At 46.3% G+C, this 17059-nt stretch carries 16 protein-coding genes and 1 other RNA gene; 14 read left to right on the forward strand and 3 right to left on the reverse strand.

The window, feature by feature from the left end; all coding sequences use genetic code 11:
• The first annotated feature begins 2 nt into the window (after nucleotides 1–2).
• The 13 genes from LZT21_RS02825 (at nucleotide 3) to erpA (ending at nucleotide 12855) form a co-directional block, all read left to right on the forward strand.
• Nucleotides 3–632 carry an SCP2 domain-containing protein gene (locus LZT21_RS02825; protein WP_233934727.1) on the forward strand — a complete coding sequence of 210 codons (630 nt, stop codon included), beginning with the start codon at nucleotides 3–5 and terminating at the stop codon, nucleotides 630–632.
• A gap of 3 nt (nucleotides 633–635) precedes the next feature.
• Nucleotides 636–2213, forward strand: a complete 1578-nt coding sequence (gene ubiB / locus LZT21_RS02830) for a ubiquinone biosynthesis regulatory protein kinase UbiB (protein ID WP_233989191.1) — start codon at nucleotides 636–638, stop codon at nucleotides 2211–2213.
• 54 nt (nucleotides 2214–2267) lie between these two features.
• Nucleotides 2268–2927 carry a DUF502 domain-containing protein gene (locus LZT21_RS02835; protein WP_233989192.1) on the forward strand — a complete coding sequence of 220 codons (660 nt, stop codon included), beginning with the start codon at nucleotides 2268–2270 and terminating at the stop codon, nucleotides 2925–2927.
• Nucleotides 2928–2936: 9 nt separating this feature from the next.
• The gene (aspS, locus tag LZT21_RS02840) at nucleotides 2937–4736 is read left to right on the forward strand and encodes an aspartate--tRNA ligase (RefSeq protein WP_233924546.1); all 1800 of its coding nucleotides are present in this window, start codon (nucleotides 2937–2939) and stop codon (nucleotides 4734–4736) included.
• A gap of 1 nt (nucleotide 4737) precedes the next feature.
• Entirely contained in the window at nucleotides 4738–5190 is a 453-nt protein-coding gene (gene nudB / locus LZT21_RS02845) for a dihydroneopterin triphosphate diphosphatase (protein WP_233924547.1), read from the forward strand.
• Between the two features lie 9 nt (nucleotides 5191–5199).
• Nucleotides 5200–7047, forward strand: coding sequence for an ABC transporter ATP-binding protein/permease (locus tag LZT21_RS02850; RefSeq protein WP_233934723.1), 1848 nt, complete (start codon nucleotides 5200–5202; stop codon nucleotides 7045–7047).
• A gap of 37 nt (nucleotides 7048–7084) precedes the next feature.
• Complete coding sequence (locus LZT21_RS02855; protein ID WP_233989193.1) at nucleotides 7085–8419, forward strand: glycerate kinase; 1335 nt, start codon at nucleotides 7085–7087, stop codon at nucleotides 8417–8419.
• Between the two features lie 4 nt (nucleotides 8420–8423).
• A complete protein-coding gene (pyrC, locus tag LZT21_RS02860) occupies nucleotides 8424–9485 on the forward strand; it encodes a dihydroorotase (RefSeq protein ID WP_233989194.1) in 1062 nt (353 codons plus the stop codon).
• Between the two features lie 79 nt (nucleotides 9486–9564).
• Nucleotides 9565–9872, forward strand: an RNA gene (gene rnpB / locus LZT21_RS02865) — RNase P RNA component class A.
• 435 nt (nucleotides 9873–10307) lie between these two features.
• Nucleotides 10308–10736, forward strand: coding sequence for a 50S ribosomal protein L13 (rplM, locus tag LZT21_RS02870; RefSeq protein ID WP_233924550.1), 429 nt, complete (start codon nucleotides 10308–10310; stop codon nucleotides 10734–10736).
• Between the two features lie 9 nt (nucleotides 10737–10745).
• Nucleotides 10746–11147 (forward strand): 30S ribosomal protein S9, encoded by a 402-nt coding sequence (gene rpsI / locus LZT21_RS02875; RefSeq protein WP_233924551.1) that lies wholly within the window; start codon nucleotides 10746–10748, stop codon nucleotides 11145–11147.
• Between the two features lie 90 nt (nucleotides 11148–11237).
• Nucleotides 11238–12296, forward strand: coding sequence for an N-acetyl-gamma-glutamyl-phosphate reductase (gene argC / locus LZT21_RS02880; protein ID WP_233924552.1), 1059 nt, complete (start codon nucleotides 11238–11240; stop codon nucleotides 12294–12296).
• Nucleotides 12297–12423: 127 nt separating this feature from the next.
• A complete protein-coding gene (gene erpA, locus LZT21_RS02885; protein ID WP_233924553.1) occupies nucleotides 12424–12855 on the forward strand; it encodes an iron-sulfur cluster insertion protein ErpA in 432 nt (143 codons plus the stop codon).
• A gap of 11 nt (nucleotides 12856–12866) precedes the next feature.
• On the opposite strand, the gene LZT21_RS02890 is transcribed toward erpA, so the two are convergent.
• The gene (locus LZT21_RS02890; RefSeq protein WP_233989195.1) at nucleotides 12867–14018 is read right to left on the reverse strand and encodes an anhydro-N-acetylmuramic acid kinase; all 1152 of its coding nucleotides are present in this window, start codon (nucleotides 14016–14018) and stop codon (nucleotides 12867–12869) included.
• Between the two features lie 99 nt (nucleotides 14019–14117).
• Between LZT21_RS02890 and tyrS the strand changes: the two genes are divergently transcribed.
• Nucleotides 14118–15356 (forward strand): tyrosine--tRNA ligase, encoded by a 1239-nt coding sequence (gene tyrS / locus LZT21_RS02895; RefSeq protein WP_233989196.1) that lies wholly within the window; start codon nucleotides 14118–14120, stop codon nucleotides 15354–15356.
• Between the two features lie 4 nt (nucleotides 15357–15360).
• On the opposite strand, the gene ruvB is transcribed toward tyrS, so the two are convergent.
• Nucleotides 15361–16428, reverse strand: coding sequence for a Holliday junction branch migration DNA helicase RuvB (gene ruvB, locus LZT21_RS02900; RefSeq protein ID WP_233934721.1), 1068 nt, complete (start codon nucleotides 16426–16428; stop codon nucleotides 15361–15363).
• A gap of 27 nt (nucleotides 16429–16455) precedes the next feature.
• Nucleotides 16456–17046, reverse strand: coding sequence for a Holliday junction branch migration protein RuvA (ruvA, locus tag LZT21_RS02905; protein WP_233924560.1), 591 nt, complete (start codon nucleotides 17044–17046; stop codon nucleotides 16456–16458).
• Nucleotides 17047–17059: the final 13 nt, after the last annotated feature.

A 17059-nucleotide genomic window follows, 5' to 3' on the forward strand; every position in this document is an offset into this window, starting at 1 on the left:
TCATGGAAAAGTGGGCTTTTAGGCCTTCAATTTGGAGCGCAAAAGCACTATCTAAGGCTATTAATCACGTCCTCAGTAAAGAGTCTTGGGCGCGCGCCGAGTTAGCAAGCCATGCTGGTAAGCAAATTCAACTGAGCTTACCAGTGGCGCAGGTGGCCTTCATGATTGACGATGTAGGTTATGTTGAGGCGCTTGATGCAACTGCGGTCTTAGACAATTGCAATTTAATCTTAAGTATTTCCCCTGGCGTGTTAGCAGAGGTACTTGCTACGCAGGGCGAGCTTCGTGAAAAAGCCTTTAAAGCCGTGAAAATAACTGGCGATGCCGACTTAGCGCAACTAATTGGACGCTTAGCGGGTCAATTGCGCTGGGAATATGAAGATGATTTAGCGCGCTTCATCGGTGATGCGCCCGCTCATTTTCTGGTGAAGCAAGTAAAACGCTTACATGAGGCAGGACAATCTGCAAGGCGTGACTTAATGGGGAACGTAGTTGAGTATCTCAGCGAAGAAAAGCAGGTACTTATTAAGCAAGCAGATTTTGCACTACATAAGTCTGCGGTCAATGAAACCCGCGATGCACTCGAGCGCTTAGAAAAGCGTATTCACCGTTTACAGCAAGGGACTGCGTAAATAGTGAGCCGCATTGTTCGTTTAAGTAAAATATTTTTTACAGCTTGGCGCTTTGGCTTACTACCGCTCTTGCGCGATAGCCTTAAACCAGGGCTTCGCCGTTCTTTGTTAAGTGTTTTATGCTGGTTCTCACCCAACGCTTTGCCACGCGGCGAACGCATTCGTTTGACTCTCGAAGCACTAGGACCCATTTTTGTTAAATTTGGGCAGGTACTTTCTACGCGCCGTGATCTCTTGCCAGAAGATATTGCCGATGAATTAGCTAAATTACAAGATCAAGTACCGCCATTCTCAAACGCCAAATCGCGTGAAATTATTGAGTTGGCATTAGGGAGTCCAATTGAAGATGTGTTTATTAGTTTTGATGCCACTCCCGTAGCGAGTGCATCAGTAGCACAGGTTCATTTTGGGGTTTTGCGTGGCAATGAACAGCATCCCGAGTGGCGTGATTATTTAGTCGCAGTGAAGGTATTACGCCCTGAAATATTACCGATCATTGAAGGTGACATTGCCTTAATGTACGACCTGGCTAAGCTAGTTGAGCGTACCTCAGAAGACGGTCGGCGTTTAAAGCCCCGCGAAGTAGTGGCTGAATTTGACACGTATTTACATGATGAGCTTGACCTCATGCGCGAAGCGGCAAATGCAAGTCAGCTACGCCGATATTTTGCTGATTCTGATAAGTTAATGATTCCTGAAATGGTCTGGGATCTCTGTCATACCAACGTCATGGTGATGGAGCGGATGCATGGTATTTCGATTGGCAGAATGGATGAGTTACGTGCTGCGGGTGTCGATTTCAAAAAATTAGCGGTTGATGGTGTCGAAATATTTTTTACTCAAGTCTTTCAGTATGGGTTTTTCCATGCCGATATGCATCCAGGCAATATTCTCATTAGTCTTGAGCCCGATACATTCGGGCGTTACATTTCACTTGATTTTGGAATTGTCGGCACCTTAAGCCAGTTTGATAAAAATTATTTAGCACAAAATTTTTTAGCCTTCTTTAACCGCGACTATCGCCGCGTAGCAGAACTGCACGTTGAATCGGGGTGGGTGCCAAGCGAAACCCGCATTGAAGATTTAGAGGGTGCGGTGAGAGCAGTGTGTGAACCCTATTTTGATCGACCCCTCAAAGAAATTTCTTTAGGTATTGTGTTGATGCGCTTATTCCAAACATCACGACGCTTTAAAGTTGAAATTCAACCGCAGTTAACCCTTTTACAAAAAACCCTCTTAAATGTTGAGGGTTTGGGTCGCCAACTTGACCCAGACCTTGATTTATGGAAAACCGCAAAACCAATCTTAGAAAAATGGGTTAGTCGGCAGCTGGGTTGGCGTGGGCTCCTCGAGGGTCTCAAGGAAGAGGCGCCAAATTGGGCTAAGCTCCTACCAACCTTGCCGCGCTTAATAGCTGAAAGTCTGGCACAGCGCCCCCAACAAGACCGTAGCTTAGAACTCGAGGTGCTCAAGACCGTATTAGATGAGGAGCGTCGCACCCGGCGTTTGCTAGCTGGCGCCTTGCTTTTCTTGGGTGGTTTTCTGGTCGGCGCCTTCCTGATAGCCTTGCAGTTACATTAATCTCCCGTTGCCGCGTCCAAACCGTTAAAATCATGGGTTGGGCATATTAATCAGATGAAAAAATACTTTATAGCTGGAATATTGGTGTGGGTACCGATTGCGGTTACCGTTTGGGTAATCACATGGGGTCTCGGGCTGTTGGATGGCGTGTTTGGCTCAGTCATGCACGTTATTATTGCGGTTTTTCCGCGTCAATTTACCGCTGATCTCGAATACTTCCGTGCTTTGCCAGGGGTTGGTGTAGCCATCGTCGTGTTGGTTATTATCATCACGGGTTTCATGGCCATTAGTTTCGCAGGCCAATGGTGGGTGCGGTTTTGGGATAAACAGATGACCCGTATTCCCATTGTGCGCTCCATTTATCCTAGTGTTAAGCAAGTTTCATCAACCTTATTTTCAGGTAGCGGACAAGCATTTCGTAAGGCCTTATTAATTCATTATCCACATGCCAATTCCTGGGCAGTAGCATTCCAAATTGGCTCGCCTACCGAAGAGATACAAAATAAACTCGGCGGCGATTATGTCAACGTATTTTTACCTACCACCCCAAACCCAACCTCTGGTTTTTTTATGATCGTCCCCCGTAGTGAAGTCATTGAATTAGATATGAATGTTGAAGAAGCGCTCAAATACATCGTGTCAATGGGAACAGTACCTCCAATTGCTGCTAGTGCATTAAGCACAACACAGCTATCAAAGCCCTCTGCTTCATAGGAAATAAGTATGTCGATGCGAAGTCACACCTGCGGCCAAGTTACCGATGCCCTCATCGGCCAAGAAGTCACACTGGCTGGCTGGGTTAATCGCCGCCGCGATCATGGAGGGGTCATTTTTATTGATTTACGGGACCATCAAGGGTTTGTGCAGGTCGTTTGCGACCCCGATAGACCAGAGATGTTTAAGCTGGCTGAGCAAGTACGGAATGAGTTTTGTATTCAAATTATTGGTAAAGTACGAGCACGACCAGCTGGTACCGAAAATCTCGATTTAGCCAGCGGTAAAGTTGAAGTACTTTGTCATCAATTGCATATTTTGAATGCCTCTGTAACTCCACCTTTTTTGCTGGACGATGAAAATCTTTCTGAAACCACCCGTTTAACCCACCGCGTTTTAGATTTACGTCGTCCGCAGATGCAAAAGAATTTACGTTTACGTTACCAAGTTGCAATGGAAACGCGGCGCTATCTTGACGCTGCAGGTTTTATCGACATAGAAACTCCCATGCTGACCAAGAGCACACCTGAAGGCGCACGTGATTATTTAGTGCCGTCACGAGTTCATGATGGGCAATTTTTTGCTTTACCCCAATCTCCGCAACTATTTAAACAATTACTCATGGTGGCGGGTTTTGATCGCTATTATCAAATTACTAAATGTTTTCGGGATGAAGATTTACGCGCTGATCGCCAGCCTGAATTCACCCAGATTGATTGCGAAACTGCGTTTTTAAATGAATTAGAAATTCGCGAATTATTTGAAAAAATGATTCATCATATTTTTAAAACCGTGATGCAAGTCGAGCTGCCCAAGCCTTTTCCCGTCATGCCGTATGCCGAGGGCATGGCTCGTTATGGTTCGGACAAACCTGATTTACGAATTGCGCTGGAGTTTACTGAACTGACCGATGTCATGAAAGATGTCGATTTCAAGGTATTTTCTAGCGCTGCCAACCAAGCAGAGGGCCGCGTTGTCGCTTTATGTGTGCCAGGTGGAGCCCAAATAAGTCGGAGTGAAATTGATGATTACACCCAGTTTGTGACCATTTATGGCGCCAAGGGTTTAGCGTGGATTAAGGTGAACTCACGTGCGGAAGGCCGCAATGGTTTGCAATCGCCGATTGTAAAAAATTTACACGATGCAGCAATTAACGAAATTTTAAGTCGCACTAATGCACAAGACGGCGACATCATTTTCTTTGGCGCTGATAAAGCCAAAATAGTAAATGATGCGATTGGCAATTTGCGTTTACGAATTGGCCATTCTGCTTGGGGTAAAGAGCACGGTTTATTTACTGAAGGATGGAAGCCGCTCTGGATAGTTGACTTCCCTATGTTTGATTATGATGAAGGCGATGCTCGGTGGGTTGCTTGTCATCACCCTTTTACCAGTCCTAAAGATGAGCATCTATCTCTTCTCGATAGTAATCCAGGCCAATGTTTAGCCAAAGCCTACGATATGGTATTAAATGGCAGTGAAATCGGTGGTGGTTCAGTGCGTATTCACCAAGAGGCAGTCCAAAGCCAAGTTTTTCGGGCCTTAAAAATTGGCCCAGAAGAGGCCCAGTCTAAGTTTGGTTTCTTGCTCGATGCCCTGCAGTATGGTGCGCCACCCCATGGTGGTATTGCCTTCGGCCTCGATCGTATTGTCACAATGATGACTGGTGCTGAGTCGATTCGCGATGTTATTGCTTTCCCTAAAACACAACGCGCTCAATGCTTACTTACTCAGGCTCCTAGCGCGGTTGATGAACGGCAGTTACGTGAATTACATATTCGCTTACGTCAGGTAAGCCCAGCGGGTTAACTTGAAAATACCAATTTCAGTATTGGTAGTTATTTACGATACCAGTGGCGCTGTTTTGCTAATTGAGCGCGCTGATCGTCAGGCGTTTTGGCAGTCGGTAACCGGTAGCCTCGATCATTTACATGAGCCATTAAAAACCGCAGCCGAGCGTGAAGTATTTGAAGAAACGGGAATTCAAGTGGCATTGTTAAACCCGACGGCATTACAAGATATGCATCACCAGGTTGAATATGAAATTTATCCACAATGGCGCCATCGTTACGCTGCTGGGGTTACACGCAATACAGAACATTGGTTTGCGCTTTTAGTTCCCCAAGCTAGCAAAATTACTCTGGCGCCTGATGAGCACATTGCCTACGAATGGCTGCCGCCCGAATTGGCTGCGTCTAAATGTTTTTCAGAGAGCAATCGTTTGGCCATTGAGACCTTATTTAAGCTATCCAATTGTGGTTAAGATAAGCGGATGAGACCAGCATCCCACCATCCAACGGACACACCTCCAGCAAACGCAAAGGGTGCTAGTGCAAAGCGCAGTGATTGGCGCGCCATCCGCGATTTATTGCCTTACCTTTTAGAGCATAAGACCCGCGTTATCTTGGCTTTACTCTGTATGGTTGCAGCTAAATTTGCTAACTTGGGCATTCCCATTTTAATGAAGAGTTTAATTGATACGCTCAATATCAAAATTAGCACACCTCAAGCTGTATTAGCCGTCCCCCTAGCACTAATTATTGCTTATGGGCTATTACGGTTTTCTGCAGCTTTATTTAATGAATTAAGAGAGGGATTGTTCGCCCGGGTCACTCAAAATGCCGTACGTAAAGTAGCCTTGCAGGTCTTTGAGCACTTGCATGGGTTGGCTTTAAGCTTTCATTTGGCGAGACAAACCGGAGGGGTTAGTCGCGATATTGAGCGCGGTACGCGCGGTATTCAATCCTTAATTTCTTATTCCTTGTACAGCATTTTGCCTACGCTGATTGAGTTTGCTTTGGTGCTAGGATATTTTGCCTATAGCTATAACTATTGGTTTGCCGCGATAACATTAGTCGCCCTTGTTTTCTATATTAGCTTTACTGTCATGGTTACCGAATGGCGCACCCAATTTCGTCGCACCATGAACAAAATGGATTCGCGCGCTAATCAGAAAGCGATTGATTCGCTACTCAATTTTGAAACAGTTAAATATTTTGGTAACGAGCGCTTTGAGGCCCGCCGTTACGATGAAAATTTATTGCGTTATCAAACTGCAGCAATTCAATCGCAAAAATCGTTAGCCATACTTAACTTAGGTCAACAAAGTATTATTGGCGTTGGCTTAGTGCTTATTTTGTGGCGCGCTACATTAGGCGTTATTGATGGCACGATGACTTTAGGCGATTTAGTTTTAGTCAATACCTTGATGATTCAGCTCTACATCCCACTCAATTTCTTGGGTGTTATCTATCGTGAAATTAAACAAGCGCTCACAGATATGGATCGCATGTTTTCTTTACTGGAGACTGAAAAAGAAATCGCTGATATTCCAGGCGCGAAACCACTCGTAATCAATAACTATGCAACCGGTCCAAAAGTGCAATTTGAGCATGTTTCATTTAGCTATGAGGCGCGGCGAGAAATTTTGCATGATGTGAGCTTTACGATTCCTGCGGGCACCATCACGGCAATTGTTGGTCAAAGTGGTGCTGGTAAAAGTACGATAGCGCGGCTGCTATTTCGTTTCTATGATGTGCAGGCCGGCAAAATTCTAATTGATGGCCAAAATATTCAATTAGTCCAGCAAACCAGTTTACGGAAAGCCATTGGTATCGTGCCGCAAGATACCGTTTTATTTAATGACACCATTGCCTATAATATTGCCTATGGCAGACCTGATGCAAGTATTACTGAGGTTCGTGATGCTGCTCGCGCCGCTCAAATTGATAGCTTAATCGAACGATTGCCTGATGGTTTTGAAACGCAGGTTGGCGAGCGCGGCTTAAAGTTGTCGGGCGGTGAAAAACAACGTGTAGCGATTGCACGCACCTTACTTAAACAGCCAGCCATGTTGCTATTCGATGAGGCGACGTCGGCGCTAGATTCTAAAACTGAGCGCGCCCTTCAAGAAGAGATGTTAGGGTTGGCGCGCAATCGTACGACTTTAATTATTGCCCATCGTCTTTCTACTATCGTGCATGCCGATCAAATTTTAGTGATGGATCAAGGACGTATTATTGAGCGCGGTACTCATCTTGAATTAGTTGAGTTCAACGGCAAATATGCGGAAATGTGGCAAATGCAAGAGCGCAGTGAAAATGCCGTACAAGATCACTAACTGAGCACATCAGCTAGTCATTGTTTAGAATTAGCTCATGATTAACAATACCCAAGCTATTTTGCAGCAAGCCTTTGCGGCTGCCTTACAACTAGCAGAACCACGCCATATCATGGCCGCTTGTTTAAAGCAGATTTTTCCTGCTGGTACAGAGCCGCAAGGCCGCTGCTTAGTGGTGGGCGCAGGCAAAGCAAGTGCTGCTATGGCAAGCGCCTTAGAGACTTACGCTGCATCAAGCTGGCCAAAGGCCAAGCTCGAGGGCTTAGTTTTAACGCGTTATGGTCATCGTGCGCCAACCCAAGCGATCCGCATCGTTGAAGCAGGTCACCCAGTGCCTGATCAAGCAGGTATGGATGGGGCAATTGAAATTCTACAGCGCGTGCAAGAACTGCAGGCCGGTGAGACACTCATCGTGCTGGTTTCGGGTGGCGGCTCGAGCCTTCTGACTTTACCCCAAACTGGTATCAGCATGGCCGATATGCGCCAAACCACTGAAGCCTTGTTACGGAGTGGCGCACCTATCGAAGAGATGAATATTGTGCGCAAACATCTTTCCGCCATTTTGGGTGGAAACTTAGCCCGTAGTGCGATGGCGCGCGGTGCACGGGTAGAGGCTTTATTAATTTCCGACGTCACTGGCGACCATCCTGCAGATATTGCCAGCGGACCTTGTGCAGCCGATTACTCTAGCTATGACAATGCGGTAGCCATTTTGGTTAAATACAATTTGAATGCGCGCAATTTACCGGCAAGTGTTTTACAACATTTGCAAGCTGGGAGCGAAGGGAAAATTCCTGAAACTTTAAAAGAAGCAGATTTAGTTGGGGCGCCAGTCCGTAATCATGTAATTGCAACTGCGCGCCAAAGCTTGCAAGCCGCTGCCAACTTCATCGCCAGTCAAGGCTATAACCCCATTATTTTAGGAGACACGGTTACTGGTGAAGCACATGATGTGGCTTTAGTTCATGCAGCTATTGCCCGCGAAATTATCCAGCATCAACAATGGGCCAAGTTGCCCGTAGCGCTTATTTCTGGGGGTGAATGTACTGTCACTATTCCGGCCGAGATGAAAGGTCGTGGTGGTCGTTGCAGTGAATTTCTTCTCGCCCTCTTGGCAGCGACGAGCGACTTACCCCATATCGCTGCTTTAGCAGCAGATACCGATGGCATTGATGGGAGCGAATCGAATGCTGGCGCTTGGTTTACGCCCGAGGTTCGCAAGCTGGCGAAAGAGCGGAACTTAAGTCCCACAGTATTTTTAATGAAACACGATTGTTATGGTTTTTTTGCAGAATTGAATGCTTTAGTCGATACTGGTCCTACACTGACTAACGTCAATGATTTCCGCATTATTTTGCTGGGGAAAAATTAAAGCCATGTCACTCAATTCGCTCGCCTCTATTAGTATGGTGAAACCAGACGACTGGCATTTACATATTCGCGATGGAGTGGTACTTAAAGACGTGTTATCGCATACCGTAAAGCAATTTGCGCGGGCAGTGATCATGCCTAATTTGCAACCGCCAATTACGACGGTAGCGCTAGCCCAAGCTTATCGTGAGCGCATCGAGTTGCAATTACAGCAACTAGCTACAAATCAATTTACACCGTTAATGACTTTGTACCTAACCGACAATACCGCGGCGACAGAGGTGCAAAAGGCCAAAGATGCGGGCATCGTAGGTATCAAGCTATATCCTGCTGGCGCCACCACCAATAGTGATTCTGGGGTGAGCAATTTAAAGCACTGCAGTGCAGTTCTTGAGGCAATGCAAAAAGCGAACTTGCCTTTATTAATTCACGGAGAAACGACTGACCCAAGCATTGACGTATTTGATCGCGAAGCAGTTTTTATTGATCGCGTTCTTGAGCCATTGCGGCGGGATTTTCCAGAATTGCGCATTGTCTTCGAGCACATAACTACATTGCAAGCGGCGCAGTATGTGCGCGATGCGCATACGGCGAATAAAAATATCTTGGGCGCTACTATTACCCCTCAACATTTACTGATGAACCGCAACGCTATTTTTTCTGGTGGTATTCGACCCCATCATTATTGTTTGCCAGTTTTAAAGCGAGAAGAACATCGTTTAGCATTGCTTGAAGTGGCTACGAGTGGAAATGCCCGTTTCTTTTTGGGAACCGATAGTGCACCCCATCCGAAGGGTTTAAAAGAAAATGCTTGTGGTTGTGCTGGGTGTTTTAGTGCTTTTAATGCCTTGGGTTTATATGTTGAAGCCTTTGAATCGCTTGGGCGGCTTGATCGGCTTGAAGCATTTGCCAGTTTTTATGGCGCCGATTTTTACGGTTTGCCGCGGAATACCGAAATCATTCGCTTACAAAAGCAGGCGCAGCTAGTGCCAACTGAACTACCTTTGGGTGATACCACCATCGTGCCATTGCGGGCAGGTGAAAGCATTGCGTGGTCGCTCACATAAGCGCTCTTATCCGCCCCAAGCTGAATTTACAATCTCATTTTTAAACTAAATTCTGGCGACTGCGTTAGACTTCAAGCGCAGAGTCAATTAGGCAATCGCCGCCTCTTTTAAGGAGGGGGAGGAAAGTCCGGACTCCATAGGGAAAGGTGTTGGCTAACAGCCATCCACGGCGACGTGCGGAATAGGGCCACAGAGACGAGCGTATTTAGTTACGGTGAAACGCGGTAACCTCCACCTGGAGCAATCCCAAGTAAGCAGACGATGAGGCGTCCCGCTGAGTCTGCGGGTAGGGAGCTTGAGCCGTCAGGTAACTGCCGGCCTAGAGGAATGATTGCCCCTAAATGAAAGTTTAGGCGACAGAATCCGGCTTATCGATTGACTCTGCACCTTCTCTCCATATAAATATGTTAGTGTTCGTTCACTTTATAAAAAATTTAATTAAAACAGTAACTTAGAATTTTAATTCAGCTAAAATCCTTGCAGCACATCTATAAGACTAGGGTAAACCCAAATAATTCTTGCAATGCACCATTACGCCAGATAGAATGAATTCATTGTGCGGTTTTTCCTTGTTTTCAAAAGGGGAATTACCGTCACTCCCAGTGTCTCCTCCACCCAAACAAAGGTGGATTTCAGCCCAGGACCTAGTCCTGGGCCTTTTTTTAGGTTAGAATTCAAGGCTTTACTAAATTATCGATCTAGCCAGCGGTAATGGTTTTACCAGTTAAGGTGCATAAAAACTGCGAGCCTGCAAACATAAGCAGGGCCAAGGTGAATGTAGTTTAGTTGGGGTAATAATGGCTATAACAATTAAAGAAAATCATGAAAACTTTTTCCGCAAAACCCGCTGAGGTAAAGCGTGACTGGTTCGTGATTGACGCTACGGACAAAGTCCTCGGTCGTGTCGCCAGTGAAGTGGCACTCCGTCTACGCGGCAAGCACAAACCCGAATTTACCCCCCACGTTGATACCGGCGATTTTATCGTGGTCATTAACTCTGCCAAGCTACGCGTTACCGGCACTAAGGGCTTAAACAAAATTTATTACCGTCATAGCGGCTACCCAGGTGGTATTAGCTCGACTAACTTTGACAAAATGCAAGAGCGTTTTCCAGGTCGTGCATTAGAAAAAGCGGTTAAAGGTATGTTACCTAAAGGCCCACTCGGCTACGCCATGATTAAGAAATTGAAGGTGTACGGCGACGCCGATCATCCACATTCGGCTCAACAGCCTAAAGCGCTAGAGATCTAAGGACCCCATATGGCAACGAATTACGGAAATTGGAATTACGGTACTGGGCGTCGCAAGAGCTCAGTTGCACGTGTATTTATTAAATCAGGCAAAGGCGACATTATCGTTAATGGTAAGCCCATTGATGCTTATTTTGCACGTGAAACTTCGCGCATGATTGCGCGTCAACCATTGGCTTTAACTAGCCATCTCACCACTTTTGATATTAAAGTGAATGTCCATGGTGGTGGCGAAACAGGCCAAGCTGGTGCAGTGCGCCACGGTGTTACTCGGGCTTTAATTGATTACGATAATGCTTTAAAACCGACCTTATCAAAGGCTGGTTTAGTCACTCGTGATGCACGTGAAGTAGAGCGTAAAAAGGTTGGTTTACATGGCGCGCGTCGCCGTAAACAGTTTAGTAAGCGTTAATTTCATTCAAACTGTTTTCGACAGGGTCGCGCAAGCGGCCCTTTTTGTTTTTACAATACGCATATAGAGTGGGGTAATGAGGAGAAGGTCATGATTAAAGTTGGCATTGTGGGCGGAACGGGCTATACCGGCGTGGAGTTGTTGCGGCTATTGGCGCAGCATCCCCAGGTTCAGATTGAAGCAATTACATCGCGTAGCGAAGCTGGCATGTCTGTTGCAGAGATGTTCCCCTCTTTGCGGGGGAAGCTAGATTTAGTATTTACAACCCCAGACGCCGCTAATCTAAAAAAATGTGATGCAGTATTTTTTGCTACACCGCATGGCGTGGCTATGTCACAAGCTAAAGAACTATTAGCGGCTGGTGTAAAGATTTTAGATTTAGCCGCCGATTTTCGTTTAAAAGATCCTGCCGAATTTGCGCAATGGTATGGCATGCCGCATGCTTGCCCCGAAATCTTGGCCGAAGCGGTATATGGCTTACCTGAAATCAATCGGGCAGCAATTCAACAAGCACGAGTGATTGGTTTAGCAGGGTGCTATCCAACTTCAGTGCAATTGGGTTTAGCCCCTTTATTAGCGCCAAGTAATAATCAAGCGGGCGCCTTGGTCGATACCGAACATATTATTGCCGATGCAAAATCGGGCACTTCTGGTGCTGGTAGAAAAGCAGAAATTGGTACTTTGCTCGCCGAAGCTAGTGATAATTTTAAGGCTTATGCAGTCAAGGGCCATCGCCATCTACCAGAAATTACCCAAGGCTTGAAAGCGATTGCGGGTCATGAACAAATCGCCCTTACTTTTGTACCGCACTTAACCCCCATGATTCGGGGTATTCATGCAACTATTTATGCGCGTTTAACAGCGCGTGGGATGACCCAAGATTATCAGCAACTCTACGAAAATTATTATCGTGACGAGCCCTTTGTCGATGTTATGCCTGCGGGAAGCCATCCTGAAACCCGTTCAGTACGGGGTAGCAATAACATCAGAATAGCGCTTCATCGCCCAGCAAATGGCGATACTTTGGTAATTTTGGTGGTCGAAGATAACTTAGTAAAAGGGGCCTCGGGGCAGGGGGTGCAATGTCTCAATTTAATGTTCGGTTTACCTGAAACGATGGGTTTAGAGCAAATTGCCCTATTGCCATAAGGGGATATTGTTAGATCATTACAGTTTTATTGGCCTCAGTAAGCGCTTTGCTTTTAAGCACCACTTGTGCAGACTCGGGATTTAAAGCCTAAAATGAGCTATTGTCTTTTGACTAAGGAGTTTTGTTATGACACAACCATCCGTTACTACTGATACTGCTATTGATGCCACTGTTGCTGGTGCCGCGGCTGTTGCCACCATTGCCAGCACTCTAGATTCATCGGAGCCACCAACCCCACTTATTTTTACCGATAGTGCTGCAGCTAAGGTAGCTGATCTCATTGCTGAAGAAGGTAATAATGAACTAAAGTTGCGCGTGTTTGTTCAGGGCGGCGGCTGCTCCGGTTTTCAATACGGCTTCACGTTTGATGATGCAGTCAATGAAGACGATACTCAATTTGAAAAAAATGGTGTGACCTTATTGGTAGACTCAATGAGTTTTCAATATTTGGTGGGCGCAGAAATTGATTACAAAGAAGATATTAATGGTTCACAGTTTGTGATTAAAAACCCCAATGCAACGACTACCTGTGGCTGCGGCTCGTCATTCTCAGCCTAACTTTTACACATTTATTTAGGGTAATAGGCGCCTAGTACACGGGGTCCTGTTGCACCTGTTACGGCCGGCAGATTAGCTGGCCGTTTGTTTATGTGAGCCCAAGCTAGCCAAGCAAAAGCTAAGCCTTCAACCCATTGCGGCTGCACTCCATGGTCAACGCTTAAGTCAATCGCTAAAGAGTGTCCCAACACTTCTACTGCATTTGCGCGTAGTAAGGAAATTAAAGCCGTGTTATTGGCACCTCCGCCACAAATGATGAGGCGCTCTATCTGGGGAAAATAGTGTTTTAGGGTGTTGGATACGGTAGCGCAGGTGAGCGCCATTAAGGTTGCCTGCACGTCTTCGGGCTTGCGCTTTTGGCCCATCAAATAGTATTCAAGCCAAGCTAAGTGAAAGTAATCTCGTCCAGTACTTTTGGGTGGCGCTTGTTGAAAATAAGGTTCGCGAATCATGGCTTGGAGTAATGTGGTGTCACATCTGCCACTTGCTCCCCACGCACCACCCTCATCAAAGGGCTTACCTAGACTAGTTTGTATCCAGCTATCAAGTAATAGGTTGGCAGGCCCAGTATCAAAACCCATGACTGAACCTCCTGCTTTTGGTAAGAGGGTTACATTAGCAATACCACCAAGATTGAGGACTACCCGATTTTCGGTAGTTGAGTTAAATTGCTGCGCATGAAAGGCGGGCACTAAAGGTGCACCTTGCCCCCCAGCAGCTAAATCACGTTGGCGAAAATCGGCGACGACAGCAATACCCGATTTTTCTGCCAATAATGCCGCATTAAGAGTTTGGTGCGTATAAGCATGACCATTTAGCAGGCTTGGCTGGTGACGAATTGTTTGGCCATGCGCACCAATTGCAATAATATCTTGTGCTTGCAGTTGTGCTTTAGTAAGCAATGTTTCTAGCACTTGAGCATAGGCCAGCGCTAAATCATTTGCAGCTAAATGCTCGCGATGGATTTCATTAACGCCCGCACTTTGTAATTCAAATAGCATTTGCCTAAGGGCTGGGGCAAAAGGGGCGCTGACACACTCAAGCGGCTGGGTTTGGCCATCTGCAGCAATTTTGGCCAAGACTGCGTCAACACCATCTAAGCTCGTGCCCGACATGATGCCCACATAAAAGGCTGCTGGTGTGGCGATGGCTAATCCCTCCATTTGATGGTTTTTCAGCCTATTCCTAAGAGATGCGACAATGACATGGATTCATTTTAGACAATGACAAGGCAACTTACTCACACGCCCATTTAATTCAGTATGACGGCTAAAAACCAGCAAAACAACTTCCCTTTGACTCCGGCTGTATTTACAGCGCTAGAAGTGACCAAACGCGGCTGCGACGAGCTGTTAGTTGAGGCCGACTGGCTAACTAAGTTAGCTCGCAGCCAAGCCACTGGGCAGCCCTTACGGATTAAATTAGGGCTTGACCCCACCGCCCCAGATATTCATTTAGGGCATACAGTGGTATTAAACAAACTGCGTCAATTACAAGATTTAGGCCATACCGTAATATTCTTAATTGGCGATTTCACCAGCATGATTGGTGACCCCTCGGGCCGCAATTCAACCCGCCCACCATTAACCGCTGAGGCTATTGCAGAAAATGCCCAGACTTATTACAAGCAAGCGAGTATGGTTCTAGATGCGGATAAAACCGAGGTCCGTTACAACAGCGAGTGGTGTGACCCACTAGGCGCGCGCGGCATGATTCAATTAGCGGCAAAATATACTGTGGCGCGTATGCTTGAGCGTGATGATTTTACGAAACGGTATAAGAGTGGCACACCAATCTCGGTCCATGAATTTTTATATCCCTTAATGCAAGGCTATGACTCAGTAGCCTTGAAAAGTGATTTAGAGCTTGGGGGCACCGATCAAAAATTTAATTTACTAGTAGGCCGTGAATTACAACGTGAGTATGGCCAAGAACCCCAGTGCATCTTAACGATGCCCTTGCTGGTTGGGCTTGATGGCGTTGAAAAAATGAGTAAGTCTAAAAATAACTATGTCGGTATTAGTGAGTCAGCGAATGAAATGTTTGGCAAGCTCATGAGTATTTCGGATGAGTTAATGTGGGATTACTTTTTACTTTTATCATTTCGTCCCGTAGCGGAAATTGATTTAATGAAACAAGAAGTTGCTGCGGGCCGTAACCCGCGCGACTGTAAAGTGCTACTCGCACAAGAAATAGTAAGTCGTTTTCATTCAAGCCAAGCAGCCGATAAAGCCCTCGAAGATTTTAATCATCGCGCTAAGGGAGGGGTGCCCGACGATATCCCCGAGCTAGCCCTCCAAGGCGCCCCCTTGGGCCTTGCAGCCCTTTTAAAAATGGCTGGTTTAGCGCCATCGACCACCGAAGCAAATCGCAATATTGAACAAAACGGCGTGAAGATTGATGGTGTGGTGATTAGCGATAAAACGATAAAACTCGAAGCTGGAAATTATATTGTGCAGCTTGGGAAGCGCCGCTTTGCAAAAGTAACGCTCACTAAATAAATTACTAACTCAGTAAATCGAGATTAGCCGAATTATTTGGCGGTGTTAAACCAAAGTGCTCATAAGCTAACCGCGTTGCAATACGGCCACGCGAGGTACGCTGTAAGTAACCCTGCTGAATTAAATAAGGCTCTAAAACATCTTCGATCGTATCGCGTTCTTCGCCAATGGCCGCCGCTAAATTATCGATTCCTACTGGGCCACCATCAAATTTATACAAAACGGCTTCTAATAATTTGCGATCCATCACGTCAAAACCACTAGGATCAACATCTAACATGAGTAGGGCAGCATCGGCAATTGCTTTGGTAATGATGCCGCTACCTTTTACTTCGGCAAAATCACGCACCCTGCGCAAGAGGCGGTTAGCAACCCGTGGCGTACCCCTAGCCCGCTGAGCAATTTCAACTGAGCCTGCCGGATCAATTTTCGCTTTGAGTAAATTGGCCGAACGTTCAATAATGCGGGTTAATTCTTCGGTGGTGTAGAACTCCAGTCGCGCCACAATACCAAAGCGATCGCGTAAGGGGTTGGTTAACATCCCTGCACGGGTGGTTGCGCCAATTAAGGTAAAGGGTTTTAGCTCTAATTTCACACTGCGCGCCGCAGGGCCTTCGCCAATCATAATATCGAGGGTGTAATCTTCTAAGGCTGGATACAAAATTTCTTCAACAATGGGCGAAAGGCGATGAATCTCATCAATGAATAAGACATCATTGGTTTCGAGATTGGTTAATAAAGCAGCTAGGTCGCCAGGCCGATCAAGTACTGGCCCACTAGTTTGGCGTAAGTTGACCCCTAGTTCACGGGCAATAATATGCGCTAAGGTTGTTTTTCCAAGCCCAGGCGGGCCAAAGAGTAAAACATGATCAAGCGCTTCTTGGCGCGCGCGGGTGGCGGTAATGAAAATTTCAAGTTGTTCGCGGGCTTTGGTTTGGCCGACATACTCATCAAGTTGTTTGGGACGGAGAGCCCTTTCAAATAGGGCTTCAGAATTACCAGCTGCGCTGACAATGCGCTCTATCCCACCATCTTCGGGTTCTGCACTTAAGTCATCAGTATGGATTGCCATGCTAGCAGTGTATTCGTTTGCGAGAAATTAAATTTTAGAAAGTGATTTTAGGCCTAAGCGAATGCCCTCAGAAACCGAGGTATCAGGCGGTATTTGCTTAAGAGCAAAGAGAGCCTCTTTTTCGGAATAACCTAAGGAGAGAAGCGCTTGTAGTACTTCGCTATTAGCTAGGGCAATCGAAGAACTGCTAGCACCATCGACACCGATGCCTAAATCGGGCCCCAACTTTCCTTTTAGTTCAAGCAGCAGGCGCTCTGCGGTTTTTTTGCCGATACCGGGCACTTGGGTTAAGCGAATTGTTTCTTGAGCAGCAATGGCTTGTACTAACTCGTTCACACTCATACCAGAAAGCAGGGCTAAAGCGGTGCGCGAACCCACCCCGCTAATTTTAATTAAAGCCCGAAAGGCCATGCGCTCATTTTCAGTGGCAAAACCAAACAGCTGTTGCGCATCTTCGCGGACCTGAAAGTGCGTTAATAAGGTGACCATTTGATTGAGCTTGGGTAAACCATACAGGGTGCTCATTGGTACATCAATTTCATAGCCCACACCTTGGCAGTCGACTAAAAGCCGCGGCGGATGAATTGCAATCAGAGTTCCGTAAATTCGACCAATCATAGACAGCCATTAT

The sequence above is a fragment of the Polynucleobacter sp. IMCC 30228 genome (assembly GCF_021395205.1).
Lineage (GTDB): Bacteria > Pseudomonadota > Gammaproteobacteria > Burkholderiales > Burkholderiaceae > Polynucleobacter.